Genomic DNA, 23,156 nt, shown 5'->3' on the forward strand with positions numbered 1-23,156 from the left:
CCTACTAGTAAAAAGCTAATCCGATTCCGAAAAATACGGCTATAGCTATAATATCAATAATTCCACTAATTAATGGTGAAGAAACCATAGCTGGATCTTTTTTCATTTTTTTAGCAGCTATAGGAAGCATAGTTCCTAAAATACCACTTAAAATAATAACAATTACTAATGAAACACTACTTGTTGCTATAGAGTATCATAAGTTTTCTGATGATACTTCATGGAATTCTGCAGCATAGAAAATAACTAATCTCACTAAGTTTATTACTACAACAAAGGCTGCAAGAATTACTGAAGTTAATAATTCCTTATTAACTAAATGCTTCATTTCTTTTTTATCACTTTCTTCAAGTGATAACCCCCGAATTACATTACTTGTAGATTGATTAATTGTTAATCCACAAACACTAGCAATTACAATAACCATCGGTGATAGTAAAAATACAGCTGCAAATTCTTTTGTAGTTCTATCAGCTAATAAAGTTCCTAATCCATAAGCGTTATAGAAAACCACTAATAGGATTTGAGCGATTGTAGCTAGTAATAATGAAATTACTACTCATAATGAACGTGATAAAACCATTTTTCAAACACTAATTTTGAATGGGTCATCATCGTTAAATGGAGTAATTCCAGCAAATTTTTGAATATCTTCTGTTGTTTCACGATCGATAACGTCAACTACATCATCAATTGTAATAACTCCAGCCATTTTATTATCTTCACCAATTACTGGTAAAACGTTAATGTCATAACGTTTAAACATATTGGCAACTTCTTCTTGGTCAGTATCAATTGGCGCATAAACAATTGAAGTATCCATAATATCTTGAAGTTTTTTAGCATCATCGTTAAATAATAATTCTTTTAATTTAACTTCACCAACCAATGTTTCAAATTGGTCAATAATAAACAAATTATCAACGCTTTCTAATTGGTTATGAACTTCTTTAACTTTTTGAATTGCTTCACCAACACTTAAATCTTTTTGAAGTTTTAAGAAGTTAACACTCATCATTCCTCCAGCAGTTTCTTCTTCATGCTGAAGGATATTATTAAGTTCTTTACGTTTTTCTTTTGTGGTTACGTTTAAAATTTTCTTAACTGTTGTTTTTGGTAGTTCATCAATTAAATCTACTAAGTCATCACTATACATATTATTAATAAGTGATTCTAGATTTGCATTATTTAAATTATCAATGATATATTCTTGAGTTTCATGGTCTAAATAAGGAAATAATTTCTGTCTATTTTCTTGGTTAAAAGCATTAAACACTTTTAATTTTTTTTCATTTTTTAAACCGTCGATTGTTTCAGCAATATCAGCTTCTTGATAACCATCAAGAAGACAGTTGATTGCTTTTTGATTATTTGATTTTAAGACTTTCTTAATCTCGAGATCAATTTCTGTTTGTTCTTTCATTTCTGTTTTCCTTTGTAAATATAAATAATTTTATCAAAATAAAAAGGTGGTACCAAAAATGGTTCACCCTTAACTTTTTTTCTTGGCGCTTTTCAGCATAATGGTGGAGATGGCGGGAATCGAACCCGCGTCCACAGTATCTCAGTCTATAACTTCTACAAGTTTAGTTAGTTTCCTAACATACGATTAATAAATTGAAACCAACGAAGGATTTAAGAATCGTTTGTAATTAAATTTCAAAACTATTTATTACAATCATAGTTTCTAGTAGATTTGGGTAAAATCTAGAACATTAAAATCTACTTAAATGTTTTAGATCGAATTACTTAAAACTTTGTAGTTTTATTTTATATTAAGCAGCTAATTGTGCACCAGCGAATTGATTGTTCATCATGAAAGCTGGCATTGCGAATTCTTCGTTTTTTTCGTTTTTGTTTGCATTTTGTCAAACCTAGTAGTATTAAGGTTTACCAGACCACTGCAATCATAGACTAAGTATGCCATGTCGAACCCATGACATCCCCATTTTAGATAAAAAAAGTGTAGGCAGTATTAACGAATTAATAAAAATGCCTACAACATTATTTTAGTATTATTTTTAGAATATGCAATAGTTATTCACTAGTTTAATAAACTATTAATAACTTCTTTTTGATTATCATCAGATAAAGTTAAAGTAAGCATTTTTGGGCTTCCTCCACCTTTTAAATCAAATTTATTATAAATGTCTTCATTATCTGCAATTGACTTTAAATCTAAGGCTTTATCATTTGAAACAATGATTAAGTTTTTTAAAGCTTCATTATAAATGGCAAATAGATTAGTTTGATAGTCTCTACTCATTTTCATGGCAGATGAAACAACAATCTTATCAGTGATTCTTTCATCATTAAATGACATTAAAGTTACTGTTTTATTATTATTTGAAATTGTTTCTTCATTAAAATCAAAAGCTTCAAATTCTTTAGCTAAACGTTTTTGTTCTTCTTTAGCTAAGGTATTTAATGTTTTAGTAACATCATTGAATACTTGGTTTAGTTTTTGAACTGATAAGTAATTTCAGTTTTCTTCTTTTTCAAAATCAGCTAAGTTTGGAGTTTTAATATAATCTGGTTTTAAGTTTTTAATCTTACCTTCCAGAGTTTCAATTTCTCTTACTTTTGCAATAATCTTTTCATCAAAATAGTTTTTAGCAAAAGCATAGTTAGTTGTTAAGTCCAAAGAAACACGTTTTTTGTTTCTATCATAATTTAAATAATAAACTTTAGTAATTTCATTAGTTGAAGTAATGTGAGTTCCACTACATGGTTCTAAACCAACTCCAGGGAATTCAACCATTCTTACATTTTCGCCTTTATCAACTTTAGTAAAGTCTAATAAATAGTTTTTATCTTTAGCTTCTTGTTCTGAGATTTCATAAATCTTAGTTTTAATATCTTTTGTAAAAACATCAGCATTCATTTTATTAACAACATCCATCACAAATTGTTCTGTAACTCTTCAGTCTGGTTCAAATTGAATTTGGTATTTTTCATCATTTAATTTTGAACCAACTTCTGGTAAATCTTCATTTAACATTGTGTGTAATGTTGATCAAGTAATATGTAAAGCAGAGTGGTTTTGTGATGCTTGTTCACGTTTTGTATCATTTACTAATAAGTGAACTTTATCTCCAATATTTAAAACGTTATTTTCTGCATTTACTTCATGAATATAAATTCCATCAACAATATCTTTTCTTAAATCAACAATTGGTAGTTTTGAATTATCTTTTTTAACTACACAACCATTATCTGATTCTTGTCCTCCACCTAAAGCAAAGAATGGTGTTGTATCAAAAATAACAAATCCTAAATCATCTTTTAGTTCATCAATTTTATTCCCATCTCTATCGAGTAACATTACAACAGTAGCATCACTTTCTAATGTATCAAAACCAACAAATTTGGTTGGTTCTAAATCACTTAATTCTAGTTCAGTGTCATTTAATCCTTCAATCATGTTTCTAATTCTCCTTATTTTTCATTGTCTAAATTATAGCATTGATTAAAAGCAAAGAAAAAGAGCTACCATAGCGGTAGCTCTTGAATTATCTTAATAAAATTTCTTAGCATTTCTTTCTTGATCACGTTTTTTAATAGTTTCACGTTTATCATGAAGTTTCTTACCTTTACCAAGAATGATTTCCATTTTAACATGGTCATCTTTTCAATAAAGTTTATAAGGAACTAATGTTAGTTGTTCTAAAGTAACCCTCTTTAACATACGATTAATTTCTTGTTTGTGTAACAATAATTTTCTTGTTCTAGTCGGGTCTAGAGATTTAGGAGTGTAATTAGCATAGTCATATTTTTTAATGTTCATATTAATTACAAAAGCTTCACCTTTACGAATAATAATGAATGCTTCATTAATCGAAACATCACCAGCTCTAATTGATTTTATTTCTGGACCTGTCAAAGAAATTCCAGCTTCATAAGTATCAATTATTTCGTAATTAAAACGAGCTTTTTTATTAACTGTAATATCTTTTACGCCCATGCTTTAATCTCCTTTAATGATTATTGAACAAATTGAAAATCAATTTTTCTTGTTTGTGGATCTGACTTAATTAACTTAACTTTAACTTTGTCTCCCATGCGATAAATTTTATTTTGTGGTGTTGTTAAGGTTTGTGCTTTTTCGTCGAAATAAGTTCCATCAGGGAATTCTGAAATGTGAACTAAACCTTCAACCATGTTTTCTAATTGAACAAAAGTTCCAAATTTTAAAGCAGTAACAATTACTCCATCAAAAATTTGTCCAACTTTATCTTGCATGTATTCAACCATACATACTTTAATAACTTCACGTTCAGTATCAACTGAGTTTTGTTCGGTGTCATTAATAATTGTTGATGCTTTTTCAACAAAAGCAGCATTACGTTCTAGTTTTCATTCTGCTGTATCTTTTTCAACTAAGTATTGTTTTAAGTAACGGTGAACGATTAAGTCACTATAACGACGAATTGGTGAAGTAAAGTGAGTATAACATTTTGAAGCTAATCCAAAGTGTCCAATATTTTCTAAACCATATTTAGCTTTATCCATGTATCTTAATAAACTTAAGTTCATTAATTCAACTTCAATTGGGTCTTTAATTTGTTTTTCAATTTCCATTAAAGTTTTATTAATATAAACGGGATCTTCTTTTTGTGCTGGTGTTAGTTTTGGATCAATTCCAAAACGAGTTAATGTTGAGTATCATTCTAATAATTTTTCTTCATCAGGTTTCCCGTGGTTACGATAAATGAATGGTAATTCTTTATCATAAATTGTTTGAGCTACAGCTTCATTTGCTGCAACCATGAAGTTTTCAATTAATTTTTCTGATTCTCCAGTTGCACGTGAAGAAATTTTAACAACGTTAGCATCTTTATCTAAAATAATTTTTGGTTCACGAATATCAAATTGAATTGCACCTCTTTTATCAGATTGAGCATCTAATAATTTGTGTAATTCTCTAGCTACAGTTAACATATCTGCAACTTGTTTATCTTCATTAATTTCTCCAGTTTTAAAGAATTTGTTTACTTGGTCATAATTTAATCTAGCTTTTGAAATCATTACTGTTTCAAAAACATGTTTATTTAACATAACTCCGTTTTTATCAAATTCCATTTCACAAGCCATTGCGAATTTCTTTTCATTTGGGTTTAATGAACAAACTCCATTTGAAAGAACTTCAGGAAGCATTGGGATAACAACGTTTACTAAGTAAGTTGAGTTCCCTCTCATTAATGCTTCATTATCTAATGGTGATTTTGGTTGAACGTAATGTGCAACATCAGCAATTGCAACAGTTAATTTGTAATTTCCATTGTCCATTTTTTCAACACAGATTGAGTCATCTAAGTCTTTAGAATCAACTCCATCGATTGTAACCATCATTCTGTTTTCGATACTTGTTTTTTCACGACGTTTTAATTCTTCAGGTTGTTCATCTGGTTTTTTAGCAACTACTTTTGCTTCTTCTAAAGTTGATTTATTAAAATCAATCTTAATGTTAAATTCTTCAGCAATTGCAATAATTCTATCAGCAGCTTTTAAAGCATTACCGATAATTCTTGAGATACGAACGAATAACTTACGTCCTTCTCCTCTTAAAATTTTCGCTTTAACAATCATGTTTTCTTTTAAGTCAAAATCTCTTTTGTTAACCATTACAACTCTAAATGAGCTAAATGATTGATCTGTTGGAATAAAGTCTAAGAATCTTCCATCTTTTGATTTTCTGATTTCTCCAACTAAATATTCCTTAGTACGTTGTGATACTACATCAACAACCGCTCTATAACGAGGTTCTTGTTTATCTGCATCTTCTTGTTTGTTCTTATTATCTTTTTTAACAAACGAATCTTTTTCCACGTGATAAACAACAATGTCGTCATTTAACGCATTGTTTAAACTTACAGGTGGTACGAAGTAATCTTCCATTTCTTCATCGTTTAAATTTGAGACAAATCCAAATCCCTTTGTATGTAATTTTAATTGTCCTTTGTAATATGGATTTTGATCAATTAAATAAACATCCATATCAGGTGTTATTGCAATGACGTTTTCTTCATCCATATCTTTTAATTTAGTTAATAATTCATCAGGTTTTACGCTTAATGATTTACTAATTTCTTTTATGTTTAATTTTTTATTTTTTTGGTCCTTTAAAAGGTTAATAATTTTTGTTTCCATTCTTCTGCTCTCCAGTGTATTCTAATTTTTCTCTTCTTCATATAAAAAGTAAAAAAACACTATTTTAAAATAGTGTTGGTTAAAATGCATATAACAAGGGTAATTACAAAGAAAGCTATTCCTAAAGATAACATTCAAATAGAAAATACCTTATCGGCACCACGTTCTTTTGAATTAGTAAATAGTTCTTCATTTCCACCATTTAAGGCACTTAAACCAGTTTGTGATTTTTTATTTTGTAATAGACCAACAATAATCATTGCAACAGAAATAACCATCATAACGATTTCAAACGCTAAGATAATTCTATTTGCAGTTGCATTAGCACTATTGTCAGTTGTTGCCATTAACAAATTCATCTAAAAATAACTTCCTTTCTTTAAATATATTATTAATGATACTATATTTTTCACTCTTTATAAATCACCTTATTTAACAAAAAGTCAAATAAAAAACCAGTTATTAAACTGGTTAAGTCTTTATTAAAGATTAATTATTATTTTTTGAATAATTCAATTAATTCTACGTTTAAACCATCAGCAATTTTTTGAACTGCTTTTAATGAAATGTTTCTTGTACCTCTTTCGGTATCAGAGATATAGTTTCGGTGTAATCCAGATCTAAAACTCAATTCTTCTTGAGTAATATTTTCTTTTGCACGTAACTCTTTCATGTTTTTACCTAGAACAGCAACAACATCATATTTGTTTAAGTCTTTAGCCATAAGATTTACCTCTCTTCTTTGTTAGTTATATTGTCTCACATTAAAAATATAAAAACTCACTTTTTCGTGTTCATTTTTAAATTTATTTCTTTTGATTTTCATCGATTAAATTTGAATATAGTTTATCTATATTTTTAAACAAGTTGGCAATTCCTGATTTAGTTATTTCATACCCTTTTTTGCTCATTTCATCTTGAAGCTCAGCATATGATAAATCAGGTTTTTTTAGTCTAATGTTTGCTAAGACGTTCGCTTTCTCGCTTAACTGTCCCATTTTACGCTGTTTTTTAATGTATTCAATCTTTTTAATTTGTTCTTCCCCAGTTTTGATGATTTTTGATTGGTTAGAAATATCAATATTAGAGATTCTGTTAATGTTATTAACCATATCTCTTGATATTCTTTCATTTTCAAACTGCATAACACATCTTGAAGCATCAATAAATTTCAAGAAGTCAGAAACTAAAATAGACTTCTTAACATAATCGATGTAACGGTTTTCACTTCTTTTTAAAACTTTAAATGGAAAACCGTATTTTTTAATAACTTGTTTAAAGTAAAGCGCATCTGCTTCCTCTTTAAATTGTAGCTCTAAATGATAATTTGTTGTAGTGGGGGAATTAACAGAACCTATAGCTACAAACATTCCAGCTACATAAGCTCTAAAGTTGGTAGAACTATTTAAATATTCTTCTTTAACTTCAACTTTACTTTTAAAGTTATCATCTATAATTCCTAAATCCAAAAGAAATTCTTTAACCTTACCAATTAAAGTAATGTTAAAGATTTTATTTTTCTTTAAGGTCTGTGTTTGAAAAATAGAGACTTCTGTTTCACCGGTATAGTGGTGTTTCACAAATGAAAGAAGTGATCTTGCAATTCTATTACTAATAGTTGTTAAACGAAGTCTTAAGATTCCGTTTGAGAAAATCATTTCTCCATTGTATTTAATAAAACCAGCTAAGAAAGCTTTTTCTTGTTCAAAATCAAAAGAGTGAGAAACAACTTCTTCTTTTACTTCTAAAGCAAATGACATGTTCCACACTCTTTTCTTATTTTTCTTTATTTTGTTGTTCTTGCATTTTTTTTAATTTTTCAGCAGCCTTTTGCTCTTTAGCAATTTTTTTGGCTTCAATCTTAACTTCTTTATCTGCAAGTTTATCATTATCTTTTCGAAGTTTTTTAACATCGTGAATTACTTTATCTTCTCCATGTTCAATTTCTTCTGTTTGATTATGATTTCTAATTTTAGCGTTTAATTTTTTAATTCAATAGAATCATTGTTTATCAATTTTTGGAGCTTGGAAGTATGGTTTTTCATACAATCTTCCAGGTTGTCTAAAGAATCAAGGAATTAAATTTTGAGTAACAATCATAATTGCTAATCCGATTAGTCCAGTTAATCCAATTAAAACTAATGACAATGTTTTTTCATACATGATGAATAAGTGATCATATGGTCTTTGCATTTCTAAGAAGAATCTTACAAGGTTTCATACAAAGAAATATGCTCCAGCTTCAGCACCAGTTTTTGTGACTCAGTAGTTTTCTGGGTTGTTAGCTTTAGTTAAGGCTCTACCATCTAAATAACGTTTCTTAGTTAAACTTTTGACATTTAAAGCATTATTTTTTAACGAAATTTCAAAACTATCTCGATATTTATCTGAATCATTCTTGTAGAAAGCATCATTTCAAATTACGAAGTAACTTTGATTTCTTTCTGGGTATTTTTCACGTTTTTTAGCAGTGAATGATGAAGGAACAAAGAAGTTAAAGAATGTTTGTTTTCAACTAAATTGGTATTTTCCTGGTTCAACTTTTCAAGGTTTTTTACCGATTCATTTACCAATGTTAGGTATTACAAAAGTAATTAATCCTCAACCAATTAATAATGAAATAGATTCAATAAAGAAGATTGGAGACATTTGGTAAATTCCACCATTAACCATATCGATACCATTAATGGTTTCAACACCAGATTTCCCAGAATACATTCATTGCGTATTAACTTGAATATAATTTGGTAATCAATGAAGAGGGTTTTTACCTTCCATATGAGCTACTCCATCAATCATTTGTCCAACTTTAGCGACAGGAGCTCCCATTACCTCATGGTTAAAGAAGTTTCCTCAACGACCTATAGCTTGTCCTAAAAGGATGTTTGGAATAATTGCATCCATATAAACTCAAAGAGAAGTTTTATTGTAGTGGCCAATAATACCAAAGACTATTAGTCCAGTTAAAACTCCGGCATAAACTCCTCCATGGATTGCCATTCCACCTTTTCAGAAAGCGAACAATCCTCAAAAGCCTACACCTTCAGCATTTATTCCTGGACCTTCAGCATTTAATTTACCAAAGAATGAGGCTCCAAATAAAGAAATAGGAACAATAAAAATAACCCCTCAAGCAAGTTGAGTTAATGGCAATCCTTTTCTTCAGAATTTAAAAGCACTATAACCAATGGCTAAAATCATACCAATTGTCATAGTAAAGGCATAGACGTGGAATCAACCATTTGCGCCATAATTATCTGTTATAGTTCAAAAACCATTAAAAGGCTCTGTGTAATTATCGCCTTGCGTTCAGTCAATGATCACTTTCTATTTCCTCCAAACGTGTAATTTTAAATAAATTATACCTTACTTTTAAGTGTGATTTTTGAACTAAGAAAAAACCGCTTCGAAAAACGGTTTTAATTTCATAATTATTTAAATTATTATCCTAGTTTTTGAACGAATTCAACAGCCATTTGGCCAGCCATTGCTCCATCACCAGCAGCAATTGCAATTTGTCTTAGAGGAACTTCTCTGACATCACCTGCTGCAAATAAACCAGGAACTTTAGTTGACATATCATCTTTAACTTCAATGTAACCTTCAGCATCTTTAATATCATTATCTTCAACGAATTGAGTAATTGGTTTAGCACCAATGTATGGGAATAAAGCAGTAACTGGTAAATCTTTTTCTTCACCAGTTTTGGTATTTTTAATTCTAATACCTTCAACTTTATCTTCACCATAAACTTCTTCAACCACAGTGTTCATAATAAATTGAACTCCTGGTTTGTCTTTTAACAATTCAACTTGTTTATCATCAGCTTTAAAGTGATCTTTACGAACGATAACGTATAAGGTTTTAACAAATTTAGTTAAGTAAGTTCCTTCTGTTACAGCAGAATATCCTCCACCAACAACAGCAACGGCTTCTCCTTTATGGAAAGCACCATCACAAACAGCACAGTAACTTACACCTTTTCCATAAAGACGATCTTCACCAGGAATACCTAATTTATTTTCTAAAGTACCAGTAGCAATAATAACTGCTTTAGCTTCAACAACTTTTCCTGAAGTTGAGTGTAATTCAAAAGTTCCATCATCTTTTTTAGTAAAGTGTGTAATTCCATCATATTCAAATTTAGAACCTTGTTTAGTGGCTTGGTTATACATTTTCATTGATAAATCAGGACCTAGGATTTCTTCAAAACCAGGGTAATTTTCAATTTCCGCGGTTTTGATCATTTTTCCTCCTGGAGCTTCTTTTTCAAAAATAATTGTATCTAAACCAGCTCTTGCAGCATAGACAGCAGCAGTAAGACCAGCGGGCCCTCCGCCAATAATAACTACGTCGTACATTTGTTTTTCATTAGTAAGATTTTTCATATAATCAACCAACCTCTCTTCATTTATAGGGGGATAGGAATTGAGCAATTCCTATAATAGCAATTCCCATTAGCAAGATTATAGCAAGAACTATAAAATCTGCAATAGGATAGTTTTGAACGAACAATTCTTCAGGTCTTCTGTGTGTTTCTAAAATAATACGAATTAACATATATCCAAAAACATAACCACCAGTTAAGACACCACATCTAAGAATTCAATAATTATTTGGGTTATTAATTTCTTCTAGTTTTCTAGCGTCTGGGTTTGGTTTGAAGTGTCGTCAGAATCCACCAAGTTCTTGATGCAATTCTTTTCGTTGTTCTTTGTAATTTTTTGTCATTAAAACTAATTCATTATCATAATCTTTTTTAACTAAAGCATATTTGTCTGTACCTTTAGCAAGATTATTAAATTTGCTTTGGTATTTAGTTTTAATTCTTTTTTTAGAATTCTTTTCTTGAGTTTTCATGAAATCTAATTTTTCATAAATTTCTCTTTCTCTTTCAATATTCTTTTCTTGTTTTTCCATTAATAGATCAACTTGATGTTCATCAGCTTCATATCAATAGTAAGCTTTGTTTCATGCCATATAGAAAGACATCTTGATTTCTCTTTCTTCCCCGTTAGCATTTTTGATCATAACTTTTTTATACTTAATCGGTTTTTGAGCTGTAGTCATAGACACTTGTGATTCTGGTAATGATTTATATTTATTATTAAATCAACCAGGATATGCACTTGGATTAATATCTCAAGGATATTTGTTTTTCCCTTGGATTCATCTTGAAAGATTTGCGACTATGAAAGTTAAGATAAACCACAAGAAGCAGTTTGCCATACTTTCATATAGAAATAACGGTTCACGATATTGAATTGGTGAAGCTAAAGCTGTAGCAAGAGCTTCTACATTAGAAACTTTTATGTCAGATGACATATTAATGGCATTAATCCAGGCATCTGTTGAAGCATTTATTGGCATATTTTTTGCCAAGTTTTGAATATTATCCCACATACTACTTGATACATTAACTTGTGCTAATTCAGGTGGGAAATAAAATAATCTATTTCTAATTGAATCAGCCATTCATCCTAATGATTGATAGGAAACAATATGTCCCATAATTTCATGGTTATACATGTTTCCTCAACGACCTATAGCTTGTCCTAATAAAACGTTAGGTAAAATACAATCTGCATAAACCCATACTGATATCATGGTCACTTTAGAACGCTTGTAGAACCAAACAAAACCTGCTGCAGTTCCTAAGGCTAAAGCACCAAATAAACTCATACCAGGTTCTCAGAAAAAGAACACGTGATATCAAATCATTCCTGGTATGAATGCTTTACCGAAAATAGTTCCCCCTAAGATTCCTAAAGGAACGACTATGACTATAGCTCATTCCAATTCTCGTAGCGGGATATTTTTCATTTTCATCTTGACTATAGATGCAATAATTACAGCTATAATCCCAATAAACATAAAAATGGGGTAAGCAGGTACTACTCCCCCAAAACTTCTCGAAGCAGATGGATCGCCAAATTGTCCGACCCATTGTCCGAAGTTACTAGCAAACCCATTTCCTGTTAGAAAATTAGTTGCCACTTTCTTCTTCCTGTTCTTGAGTAATACGTTTATCCATTAGTTCAACTATGTTTTCAGCATTTCCAGATTTAACAAGTTTTAATTGTGAAACTGCGGCTTCAACGATTGTAGAGACATTTCGACCTGATGAAACAGGAATTCTAATATAAGGAACTTTTACACCTAAGATATCTGTTTTATCATAAGTGCTATCTAAACGTTCACTTGTATCTTCTTTTGAACCATCTCATTGGAATAAATCAACAACTAAATCAATTGTTGTGATATCCATAATTGATTGATATCCATTGGTTTTAGCCATGTCCATAATTCCAATTCCTCTAACTTCAATTAAGTTTTGTAGAACTGGAGATGATTTTCCATAAAGAATTGATGATTTATTAGTAATGATAATTCTATCATCACCAACAAATAAATGGTTTGATTTAACTAACTCAATTACCATTTCAGATTTACCAATTCCAGATTTACCTGTAATTAGTACTCCTTGTCCATAAATATTAACAAGTGATCCATGAACTTCTTGTGTTGGAGCAAAGAAGTTATCAAAGTAATCTAGAATTTTTTGTGTAAATTCGCTAGTTGATGAAACATTAACTTGCATTAATGGAAAATCGTGTTTTTTAGCAACTTTGGTAATAGTATCAACATCACCATATTTTTGCGTAATGATAATTCCAGGAATTCCTTCTTGCATTAATGCATCATATTTTGCACTTCTAGTTTCTTCATTGAATTGTGAAATATATGCTGATTCTTTTGATGAAAGTAAAACAATTCTTCTTGAGTTATTACTTCCAGGAATAAAAAATCCAGTTAATTCCAATCCTGCTCTATTTAATCCATAAACATTAACAGTATTAGTAGTTAATCTATCGTTTCCAGAAAGAACTTTCATGTCGAATTCATCGACTATTTTTTTAAGGGTTAATTTTGATGCCATATTTAAGCCCTCCTTTAGTTATCTTAATTATAATTGAAAACAACTTAAAACTTATTAATGCAACAAGCTTCTTTTATAATGGTCAAAATTTTTGCATAAAAAAACCTCAGTTGGGCTGAGGGTTTACTATAATTTGATATTAAAACTTAGTTTAAGTTTTAAACTTCGTTCGTCTTATTCGTTGTTGATTCCTCTTCAACAATTTCAATAAAAAGAACCGGTTCATCGCATCCACTTTTTATTTTATACTTTTCTTTTAAAGTTTTCTTAGGTTTGAAATTTATTTTTCCGTTTTTTAAACATCAAACGTAATTATTTTTATTAGAACTCTTACTTAAGAGCAGGTAAAGAATATCAAAGGAAATGAAAGTTAAGGGAATATATATCAATAATTCGATTGGTAAGCGAATTAATTTACCAATTCCAATTAAAGCACCAATGCTTTTATTGTTATATAACCCAGCAACACTAATTGGAGAAATAACAAAACTATAAAGTATAAAAACAAAAATAAACATTCCAATTGTTTTTAAAGTTCAAAGTTTATTAGTTTTAAAGATGAATACCATTCCACCAAAGAAACCAAATAAGGCTTTTGCTAAGGCAAATCCAAAATGATAAGCCCCACCACTATTTATTAAAGTTCCAACAGTGTCACTTAAAAGCCCTGAAATCATTCCTGTAAAAGGACCAAATATCATTCCAATTACAAAAATTAAGAAATTACCCAATGCCAATCTAATAGTTCCTCCAAAAATAAAGAAACTATATCCTAAGGCATTAGTTAAAACTACGCTCAAGGCAATTAGTAATGCCATCAGGGCAATATTTCTTGTTTTAAATGTTTTCTTTAAAGTTTTTCTCTCAATTAAATAAGATCCAATTAAGAACACTATAAAAACTACAATAAATAAAACTGTACTTATAATATATAAGTTTTGGTTTATAGTTTCATATACAGTCGTAATCTCCCCCAATTTCCCTATTTTTTAAAAGTCTCCATATATCATTGTTTAACTAAAGGTATAAAGTACAAACTTCCGCAAACAATAATATCTTTCTTGCTATTAATCATTTTAGTTAAAAAAGATTTTCAGTCAATGACTTTGGTTCCTATATTAATGTCATTTACATCTCATGATTTAAAATGATCAAAATTTGTAATGTATAGATTAGGATATTTGCTTTTAATTTCTTCAAGACTAGTTAGATAATCTTTGTTATAACTAGAACCAACAAGAATAATTGGGTCTATAGCTGGAAAATTTCTTTCTATAGACATAATTAATTGTTCTATACCATTAGGGTTGTGTGCTCCATCTATAAGAAATAATGGTTTATCATTAAGGATTTCAAATCTTCCAGCTATATTACTTTTATTTAAATAACTATAGTCATATATTTTATATTTATTTTCTAAAAAGAATTTGACTAATCCTTTGTTTCCTTCTTGGTACAAGACATTATCTTTAAATCTTGGAGCATAAAGAACTTCTATATTTTTTCCAGCTACAATGTTTTCAATTTCTTTTTTATATTTTAAATTATCATCGCTAACATATAATTGTGTTCCTGGCTTAGCCATAAGAACTTTATTAGACAATATCTCTTCTATTGTATTTCCTAGAATTTCAGTATGATCAAAATCAACAGCAGTTAATAATGTTGCTATTTGATTTGTAAAGTTATAGGTAGCATCCTTAATCCCGCCTATTCCAGCTTCAATTACAGCTACATTAACTTTATTATCATTAAAATAAAGTGTGGCTATAAGTGTTCAAATTTCAAAGAACGTTAAATTATATTTTTTAATTAATCCAGCTATGGATTTTAAATATTTTTTAAGGTCATCATCGCTTATATAGTCATTGTTTATAGCTATACGTTCATTTTGAAAAACAAAAGCAGGCGAAGTAAAAACGCCTACTTTTTTGTATATAGTCATTAAACCTAGACTTGTATAGCGAGAAACCGAACCTTTTCCATTTGTCCCAACTATGTTTATAGCTGGAATATTTTTTTCTGGATTCCCTAATTCTTTTAAAGCATCGTTTAAATGATACTCATTAGAGAATCTTTTGTTAATTGGAATAAATTTTTCTTCTACACTAATCATATTATTTTAAATATCGTCTCAAGTATTGTCCTGTATAACTTATTGGAGATTGAGCTACTTGTTCAGGAGTACCGGTTGCAATAACTTGACCTCCTCCAGCTCCACCTTCTGGACCCATATCAATAATGTAATCTACAGTTTTGATAAAGTCTAAATTATGTTCAATAGCAACTACTGTGTTTCCCATATCAACTAATTGATCAAGGACTTTTAATAATCTCTTAATATCATCGATATGTAATCCAGTTGTTGGCTCATCTAATAAGAACATAGTTTTACCAGTTGCCTTTTTCAATAAGTAAGTTGATAGCTTAATACGTTGAGATTCTCCTCCTGATAAAGTTGTTGCTGATTGACCTAAACGAATATATCCTAAACCAACATCTTCCATTGTTTGTAATTTTTCTTTAATTGATGGAATTGGAGCAAAGAATTCTAAAGCTTCTTCGACAGTCATGTCTAAAACATCAGCAATTGTTTTACCCTTATATTTTACTTGTAAAGTTTCTTCATTGTAACGTTCACCTTTACATACTTCACACATTACTTCTACACTTGGCATAAATTGCATTGAAATAGTAATGATTCCATCACCTTGACAGTTTTCACAACGTCCTCCAGGAACGTTGAAACTAAATCTTCCTTTTTTATAACCTCTGATTTTTGCTTCAGGTAAGTTAGTGAAGATATCACGAATATCATCGAATACTCCAGTATAAGTTGCTGGGTTTGATCTTGGTGTTCTACCAATTGGTTCTTGAGAAATATAAACAACTTTATCAATGTTGTCTAAGCCTTTGATTTTGTCGTATTTACCAGGAATAACAACTGTTTTAGATAAGTTTGCTCTAATTCCGTTGTATAAAACATCTTCTAATAAAGTTGATTTACCAGAACCAGAAACACCAGTAATAGCTACAAATTTTCCTAAAGGTATTTTTACATCAATGTCTTTTAAGTTATTTTCTTTAGCACCAATGATTTCGATAACTTTTCCGTTACCACCTCTACGTTTTTTAGGTACTGGAATTCTAATTTCACCGTTTAAGTATTTAGCAGTTAAGGTGTTGTTGGCTTTGAGCATTTGATCATAAGTTCCACTAAAGACAACTTCTCCACCTTTTTCACCAGCTCCAGGACCAATATCAACAATTCAGTCAGCAGCTCTCATAGTGTCATCATCGTGTTCTACAACAATTAAGGTATTTCCTAAATCTCTTAATTCTTTTAAAGTATTTAATAATTTGTCATTATCTCTTTGGTGTAACCCAATTGAAGGTTCATCAAGAACGTATAAAATACCAGTTAATTGAGAACCAATTTGTTTTGCCAAACGAATTCTTTGAGCTTCTCCTCCTGATAAAGTTGTAGCAGTTCTTGCTAAGTCTAGATAATCTAAACCAACTTCATCTAAGAAGCTTGTTCTTGAAATAATTTCTTTTAATACTAAGTTAGCAATTTTTTCTTGTGTCGGAGTTAACTTAACATTTAACATAAAGTTTAGTTCATCACGAACAGACATCTTAGTATAATCTCAAATTGATTTGCCATTAATTTTTACTGATAATGCTACATTGTTTAAACGTGCACCATTACAAGTTTTACATAGTTTATCAACCATGAATTTAGCATATTTCTTTCTTGATTCGTCACTATCGGTTTCAAAGTAACGTCTTTGGATTAAAGCTTCAACTCCTTCAATAAAGTCGTTGTATTCAACTTTTCTCCCATTTGCAGAAACTAATTTATATTCAATAGGTTCTTCACTACCTCATAAAATAATATGCATTTGTTTCTTAGTTAAAGTATAGATTGGTTGATCTAAATCGATGTAGTAATAGTCACATAAAGTTCTAAAACGTTGTCATTCTAAATTATCAGTTCCAACCATATTTTTAAAGTAAAGAATTCCACCTTGGTTAATTGATAATTGCTTATCAGGAATTAATAAATCTTCATCAGGTTCCATTCTAATTCCTAAGCCATCACATGATTCACATGCTCCAAAAGGAGCATTGAATGAAAATAATCTTGGTTCTAATTCTGGAATTGTAAATCCACATTCTTTGCATGAATATGAAGTTGAATAAAGTTGATCTGGCTTTGCGTCATCTTTTGGATAAGAAATTTTAATTAATCCAGCAGAATATTTTAATCCTGTTTCAATAGCACTATAAATACGTGAGCGCATTTCTTCATCGTCATGATAAACCAAACGGTCTACAACAATATCGATGTCGTGTTTTTTATTCTTTTCTAGCTCAATGTTTTCATCTAATGTATGCATTGTTCCATCTACGATAACACGAATAAATCCTTCTTTTTGTAACTTAGCAAATAAATCTACAAAAGTACCTTTCTTTTGTCTTTCAATTGGAGAAAGAATGTAAATTTGTTCATCAGGTTTAACACCCTTAATAATGTTATCTACAATTTCTGTAACAGTTGATGCTTTAATTTGACCATGTCCATTTACACAATAAGGAATACCAATTCTCGCATATAGTAAACGTAAGTAATCATAGATTTCTGTAACAGTTCCTACTGTAGAACGTGGGTTATGAGATGTAGTTTTTTGGTCTATAGCTATAGCTGGACTTAGTCCTTCTATAGAATCTACATCAGGTTTTTCGTTTCCACCTAAAAATTGACGTGCATAGGCATTTAATGATTCTAAGTAACGTCTTCTACCTTCGGCATAAATAGTACCAAAAGCTAAAGAAGATTTACCAGAACCTGATAAACCAGTGAAAACAACTAGTTTGTCTTTTGGGATTTCTAGATTAATATTTTTTAAGTTATTTTCTCTAGCACCCTTTATAATAATTGAATTTTCCATATTTTATCCTCTACACTTCTATTAATCTTTTTGACCTTCAAGATCAATAATAGTATCACGTAAGTCTGCTGCTTTTTCGAAGTCTAAATCTTTAGCAGCTTGTAACATTTCTTTACGTAAGTCTGCTAATAATTTATCAATAGCAGCGCGTTTTTTGTCTTTATCTTTTGTTTTATTAACTTTATCAAGTTCCTTTTTAGCTCCTGGAGTTAAAACTGAATCTTGAACTTTTTTGAACACTGTTTTTGGTGTAATGTTGTGTTCTTTATTGTAAACTTCTTGAACTTCACGACGACGTGAAGTTTCTTCCATTGCTTCTTTCATAGCGGGAGAAATTGTATCTGCATAGAAGATAACTTCCCCATGAGCATTTCTAGCTGCACGACCTGCTGTTTGAACTAAGCTTCGTGTATTACGTAAGAATCCTTGTTTATCAGCATCTAATACTGCTACAAGTGAAACTTCAGGAATATCTAATCCTTCTCTTAAAAGGTTAACCCCAACAACTGCATCATAAACACCCTTACGTAAGTCGTTAATAATTTCACTACGTTCAAATGTTTTTAATTCAGAGTGTAAGTAAGCTACTTTAATTCCTTTTTCTTGTAAGTAAGCTGTTAAGTCTTCGCTCATTCTAATAGTTAAAGTAGTAATTAAAGTTCTTTCGCCTTTTTCTTTACGAGTTCTAATTTCTTCAATTAAGTCATCAATTTGACCATCAGTTTTTCTAACATCAATAATTGGATCTAATAAACCAGTTGGACGAATAACTTGTTGAACAACTTTATGATCAGTTAAGTCTAATTCGTAATCTCCTGGTGTTGCTGAAGTATAAACAACTTGTTTCATTTTGCTTCTAAATTCATCAAAACTTAAAGGTCTATTATCAATTGCTGAAGGTAATCTAAATCCATAATCGATTAAAGTTGTTTTACGAGAACGGTCTGTATTATACATCCCTCTAATTTGAGGAATCATCATGTGTGATTCATCGATAATTGTTAAGAAATCATCTCCAAAATAATCAATTAATGCATAAGGCATTTGTCCTGGTTTTCTGAAGTCTAAGTGAGATGAGTAGTTTTCAATCCCACTACAGTAACCAAATTCAGTTAATGATTCCATATCATAGTTAGTACGTTGTTCTAATCTTTGTGCTTCAAGCATTAATCCTTTATCTCTAAAGTATTTTAGTCTTTCTGCAAGTTCAGCACGAATATTTGCAACTGCTAAACCTAATTTATCTTCTGGTGTTACATATGCTTGAGCTGGATAAATTGTAATTGTTCTAGTTTGTCCAGTAACAGAACCAGTTGTTGCATCTAAAACATCAATTGATTCAATTTCATCACCAAATAATGAAACTCTAAACATAATGTTTGCTTGTCATCCAGGAACAATTTTAATGACGTCACCCTTAGCACTAAAAGTACCTGGTGCCATTTCAATATCATTTCTTGTATATCCTGTTTTAACTAAATAAGTTAAGATTTCTTTTCTTGAAATCTTTTGTCCTACATTTAATTCAAAGAATGATTTTGAATATTCAGCAGGGTTTTGAATAGCATAAATTGAAGCTACACTGGCTACAACAATTGTGTCATTTCTTGTCATTAAAGCATTCATAGCACTAAGTCTCATCATGTCTAATTCCATGTTTTGACGAGCATCTTTATCGATATATAAATCTTTTGATGGTACATATGCTTCTGGTTGATAGAAATCGAAGTTTGATACGAAGTATTCTACCCTATTGTTTGGGAAGAATTCTTTTAGTTCGTAGTAAAGTTGCATAGCTAAAGTCTTGTTGTGGGCTAAGACTAAAGTGGGTTTATTTTGATTGGCAATAAGATTTGCCATTGTGAAAGTTTTCCCAGTTCCAGTTGCCCCTAAAAGAACTTGATCTTTTTTACCTTCATTTAACCCTTCAGTTAATTCTTTAATTGCTTGTGGTTGATCCCCAGATGGTTCAAAGGGAGCGTGCAATTCGAATTTTCTTGGTTCTCTTTTAATTTCCATGAAGTTCTCCTGTTTTCTTGTGGTATGCAAAAACACAGGGAGTGTCCTCCCTGGATTTTACTATTTATTATATTAACTTCATTGTACCACTAAAAAGGGCCTTTTTACCCGATTTTAGCGCGACCTTTGCTTACTTTTTGACCTGATCCTTTGTCTTCATTTTTAGCTTGATTTGCTTTAATGTTTTCAATTTGATCTGCTATTGATAATAGGACTTGTCTTGCAACTTCTAATTGGAACATTTCGTTAGGTGTTCTATTTTCTGCAAGTTCTTTATATTTATCTTCAACTTGTTGTTTTGTGAATTCTTGTTCTTCAAAACCGAAACTTTTAATAATGTTATTAACATCTTCTTCAGTTAAATTAATTTCTTTTGGTGGTTGAGGTTGAATTCCACGTTTTTGTAATTCAATTACTAATCCTTGTAAGATATCTTCTTGAACTTTTAAACGTTTTAATTTATCAGTATCTTTTGGATCTACTTTAGCTTTTAAATCAGCAAATTTTTGACTTAATACCTCTGGAGATAAATCTTCTTTGCTAATTCCAGTTTCATTAAAGATTTTTTCAATATCTTCATCAGTAATTTCAATTTGTTCAGGTTGACGATCAGTTGCAACTTCTCTTAAAACAACTTGTGAAAGTCTATCAGTTACTTGTTCAGCAATTTTAACTTTCATATCATTGAATAGTTTTGTAGCTTTTTCAACGTATTCACTTAATGGATTGTTTTGTGCATATTGTTCTAGATAAATTCCTGATTTTAATTTAGAAACAATATTGATATGTCTAGTTCAATTATCATCAAAAACTTCAAGAATAATTCCTCTATCCATTCGGTCAACAACGTTTTTATCAACACCATCAACTTTTCCATGATAGAACTTCATCATGGCATTAGTAATTTTTTTAGCAATTTGATTATTTTCTAAACCATCAAAATCTGATGGTTTAAATTCACCTTTTGGTACATATTTACCATCAATTTCTTTTAATAAACTTTCAGCATCCAAGGTTCTTTCGTCACGAATAATTTTGGCATGTTTTAAAACTAATTCATAAGCAGTTGTATAGAACATTCTTTCAACAACAACTTCAATGTTTTCAGTAGTTAAAATATCGTCACGTTGAGCATACATAGTTTCACGTTGTTGAGCTACGATGTTATCATAATCTAAAACGTTTTTACGTTGGTCAAAGTTCATTCCTTCAAGTTTCTTTTGTGCATTATTAACAGAACGGTTAAATAAACGAGATTTAATATAGTCATCCCCAAGTTTTAAGAATTGTTGGCGAGTTTTTGCAGTAGTAAAACGAATCATTAATTCATCTTCCATAGAAATATAGAATCTTGAATATCCAGGGTCTCCTTGACGACCACTACGTCCACGTAATTGGTCGTCAATACGACGAGCTTCGTTGTGTTCAACTCCGAAAACAACTAATCCACCAAGTTCTTTAACTTCTGGGGTTAATTTAATATCAGTCCCACGACCAGCCATGTTAGTAGCTAAAGTAATAGCTCCTTTTTCACCAGCATGAGCAACAATTTCAGCTTCTCTTCCGTGGTTCTTGGCATTAATCATTTGATAATCAAAACCAGCTTTATCTAAGTAGTTAGCAATTTGTTCAGAAGAATCAACAGAAGTTGTTCCAATCAAGATTGGGTTTCCTTTTTCATGAACTTCTTTAACTTCACCCATTAAGTGTTTTAAAGCAGCATTCTTAGTTCCAAAAGTTAAATCAGTTTCATCTTTACGAATAACTGGTCTATTGGTTGGAACAACAACAACTCTAGTGTTATAAATTTTAATAAATTCTTCTTCTTCAGTTTTAGCAGTCCCAGTCATTCCTGAAAGTTTTGCGTATAAACGATAGAAGTTTTGATAAGTAATTGAGGCTAAAGTAGCTGTTTCTTCTTCAATATAAACTCCTTCTTTAGCTTGTAAAGCTTGTTGAAGTCCATCAGAATAGGCTCTACCTTCCATAATACGTCCAGTTAGTTGGTCAATTAACATAATTTCATCATCTCTAACTGTATATTCAACCCCTTCTTTAAAAGTAAATTGTGCTTTTAAAGCATTTAAGATTAAGTGGTATAACTCAGTATTTTGAGTTGAGAATAAGTCATTAACACTAAAGAATTCTTTTGCTTTTTGAATTCCTTTCTCTGTTAAATAAACTTGTTTGGTTTCTAAATCAACTTCAGCATCATCATTTTCTCCAACCTTTAAAGTTTTAGAAAATTGATCTGCTGCTTTATAAAGGTTAGCAACAGTAGCTGAACCTCCAGAAATAATTAAAGGCGTTCTAGCTTCATCGATTAGAACAGAGTCGGCTTCATCGATAATTGCAAAGTTCAATCCACGTTGAACTTTGTCAGCAAAATTATCAACCATGTTATCTCTTAAATAGTCAAACCCTAATTCAGAGTTAGTTGTATAAGTAATATCTTGTGCATAAGCATCTCTTTTTTCTGCTTTTGAAGCAGATGAAGAGTTAACTCCATGTGTAATTCCTAAGAAATCAAAGACTTCTCCGTTGATTTCAGCATCACGTTCAGATAAGTATTCGTTAACTGTAACAATATGTACACCTTTACCAGTTAATGCATTTAAATAAGCTGGAAATAACCCAGTTAAAGTTTTTCCTTCTCCAGTACGCATTTGCGCAATATCTCCAGAGTTTAAAACAATTGCTCCAATTAATTGGACTCTAAAAGCATTCATACCTAAGATTCTTCTAGCAGCTTCTCTTGCAACTGCATAAGCTTCAACTAAGATATCATCAACTTCGTTACCTTCAACTTGTAAATAATCTTTAAATTCTTGCGTTTTTGTTTTAAAGTCTTCATCCTTTAATTCACGCATTTGTGGTTCAAGGGCAATAATTTTGTCCGCTATTTTCCCGTACTTCTTAATAAGTCTTTTATCACTAGCCATTTATTAATATTCTCCCTGTTCTTAAATAAATAAAAAAATATCGGTGGTAAATGTCCACCTTGCTACTTATAATTATAAGATAAATAGAAAGTTTTTAATAACTAAATCACGTAATTTAGAAAATGTGGTTTTGAAAGGAGTTAGTCATAT

General features: G+C 30.3%; 16 protein-coding genes and 1 other RNA gene. All 17 read right to left on the minus strand.

Translation table 4 applies throughout. The features are described from left to right. Positions 1-4: 4 nt before the first annotated feature. Complete coding sequence (gene mgtE / locus CP520_RS02720; RefSeq protein ID WP_096862921.1) at positions 5-1,423, minus strand: magnesium transporter; 1,419 nt, start codon at positions 1,421-1,423, stop codon at positions 5-7. A gap of 101 nt (positions 1,424-1,524) precedes the next feature. After that, positions 1,525-1,947: a transfer-messenger RNA gene (gene ssrA / locus CP520_RS02725) on the minus strand. 97 nt (positions 1,948-2,044) lie between these two features. Then, positions 2,045-3,424, minus strand: coding sequence for an alanine--tRNA ligase-related protein (locus CP520_RS02735; RefSeq protein ID WP_096862922.1), 1,380 nt, complete (start codon positions 3,422-3,424; stop codon positions 2,045-2,047). Positions 3,425-3,517: 93 nt separating this feature from the next. Next, positions 3,518-3,964, minus strand: coding sequence for an SsrA-binding protein SmpB (gene smpB, locus CP520_RS02740; RefSeq protein WP_096862923.1), 447 nt, complete (start codon positions 3,962-3,964; stop codon positions 3,518-3,520). 20 nt (positions 3,965-3,984) lie between these two features. Then, a complete protein-coding gene (gene rnr, locus CP520_RS02745) occupies positions 3,985-6,150 on the minus strand; it encodes a ribonuclease R (RefSeq protein ID WP_096862924.1) in 2,166 nt (721 codons plus the stop codon). 59 nt (positions 6,151-6,209) lie between these two features. Beyond that, the gene (gene secG, locus CP520_RS02750) at positions 6,210-6,497 is read right to left on the minus strand and encodes a preprotein translocase subunit SecG (RefSeq protein ID WP_096863130.1); all 288 of its coding nucleotides are present in this window, start codon (positions 6,495-6,497) and stop codon (positions 6,210-6,212) included. Between the two features lie 149 nt (positions 6,498-6,646). Next, positions 6,647-6,874, minus strand: a complete 228-nt coding sequence (locus tag CP520_RS02755) for a helix-turn-helix domain-containing protein (protein ID WP_169835706.1) — start codon at positions 6,872-6,874, stop codon at positions 6,647-6,649. 82 nt (positions 6,875-6,956) lie between these two features. After that, the gene (whiA, locus tag CP520_RS02760) at positions 6,957-7,910 is read right to left on the minus strand and encodes a DNA-binding protein WhiA (protein ID WP_096862925.1); all 954 of its coding nucleotides are present in this window, start codon (positions 7,908-7,910) and stop codon (positions 6,957-6,959) included. Between the two features lie 16 nt (positions 7,911-7,926). Next, positions 7,927-9,474, minus strand: coding sequence for a prolipoprotein diacylglyceryl transferase family protein (locus CP520_RS02765; RefSeq protein ID WP_096862926.1), 1,548 nt, complete (start codon positions 9,472-9,474; stop codon positions 7,927-7,929). 119 nt (positions 9,475-9,593) lie between these two features. Further along, positions 9,594-10,538: a thioredoxin-disulfide reductase gene (gene trxB, locus CP520_RS02770; protein WP_096862927.1), complete on the minus strand. Its 945-nt coding sequence runs from the start codon at positions 10,536-10,538 to the stop codon at positions 9,594-9,596. After that, a complete protein-coding gene (locus CP520_RS02775) occupies positions 10,522-12,147 on the minus strand; it encodes a prolipoprotein diacylglyceryl transferase family protein (RefSeq protein WP_211276331.1) in 1,626 nt (541 codons plus the stop codon). The genes trxB and CP520_RS02775 overlap by 17 nt, the downstream gene beginning before the upstream one ends. After that, positions 12,137-13,090, minus strand: a complete 954-nt coding sequence (gene hprK / locus CP520_RS02780) for an HPr(Ser) kinase/phosphatase (protein WP_096862928.1) — start codon at positions 13,088-13,090, stop codon at positions 12,137-12,139. The genes CP520_RS02775 and hprK overlap by 11 nt, the downstream gene beginning before the upstream one ends. 158 nt (positions 13,091-13,248) lie before the next feature. Next, positions 13,249-13,983 carry a folate family ECF transporter S component gene (locus CP520_RS02785; protein WP_279306709.1) on the minus strand — a complete coding sequence of 245 codons (735 nt, stop codon included), beginning with the start codon at positions 13,981-13,983 and terminating at the stop codon, positions 13,249-13,251. An 89-nt stretch (positions 13,984-14,072) separates the two neighbouring features. After that, a complete protein-coding gene (locus tag CP520_RS02790; RefSeq protein WP_096862930.1) occupies positions 14,073-15,206 on the minus strand; it encodes a bifunctional folylpolyglutamate synthase/dihydrofolate synthase in 1,134 nt (377 codons plus the stop codon). Position 15,207: 1 nt separating this feature from the next. Further along, positions 15,208-18,045, minus strand: coding sequence for an excinuclease ABC subunit UvrA (gene uvrA / locus CP520_RS02795; RefSeq protein ID WP_096862931.1), 2,838 nt, complete (start codon positions 18,043-18,045; stop codon positions 15,208-15,210). 21 nt (positions 18,046-18,066) lie between these two features. Then, positions 18,067-20,064, minus strand: coding sequence for an excinuclease ABC subunit UvrB (gene uvrB / locus CP520_RS02800; protein ID WP_096862932.1), 1,998 nt, complete (start codon positions 20,062-20,064; stop codon positions 18,067-18,069). A gap of 104 nt (positions 20,065-20,168) precedes the next feature. After that, entirely contained in the window at positions 20,169-23,006 is a 2,838-nt protein-coding gene (secA, locus tag CP520_RS02805; RefSeq protein WP_096862933.1) for a preprotein translocase subunit SecA, read from the minus strand. Positions 23,007-23,156: the final 150 nt, after the last annotated feature.

The sequence above is a fragment of the Mesoplasma lactucae ATCC 49193 genome (assembly GCF_002441935.1).
Lineage (GTDB): Bacteria > Bacillota_I > Bacilli_A > Mycoplasmatales > Mycoplasmataceae > Edwardiiplasma > Edwardiiplasma lactucae.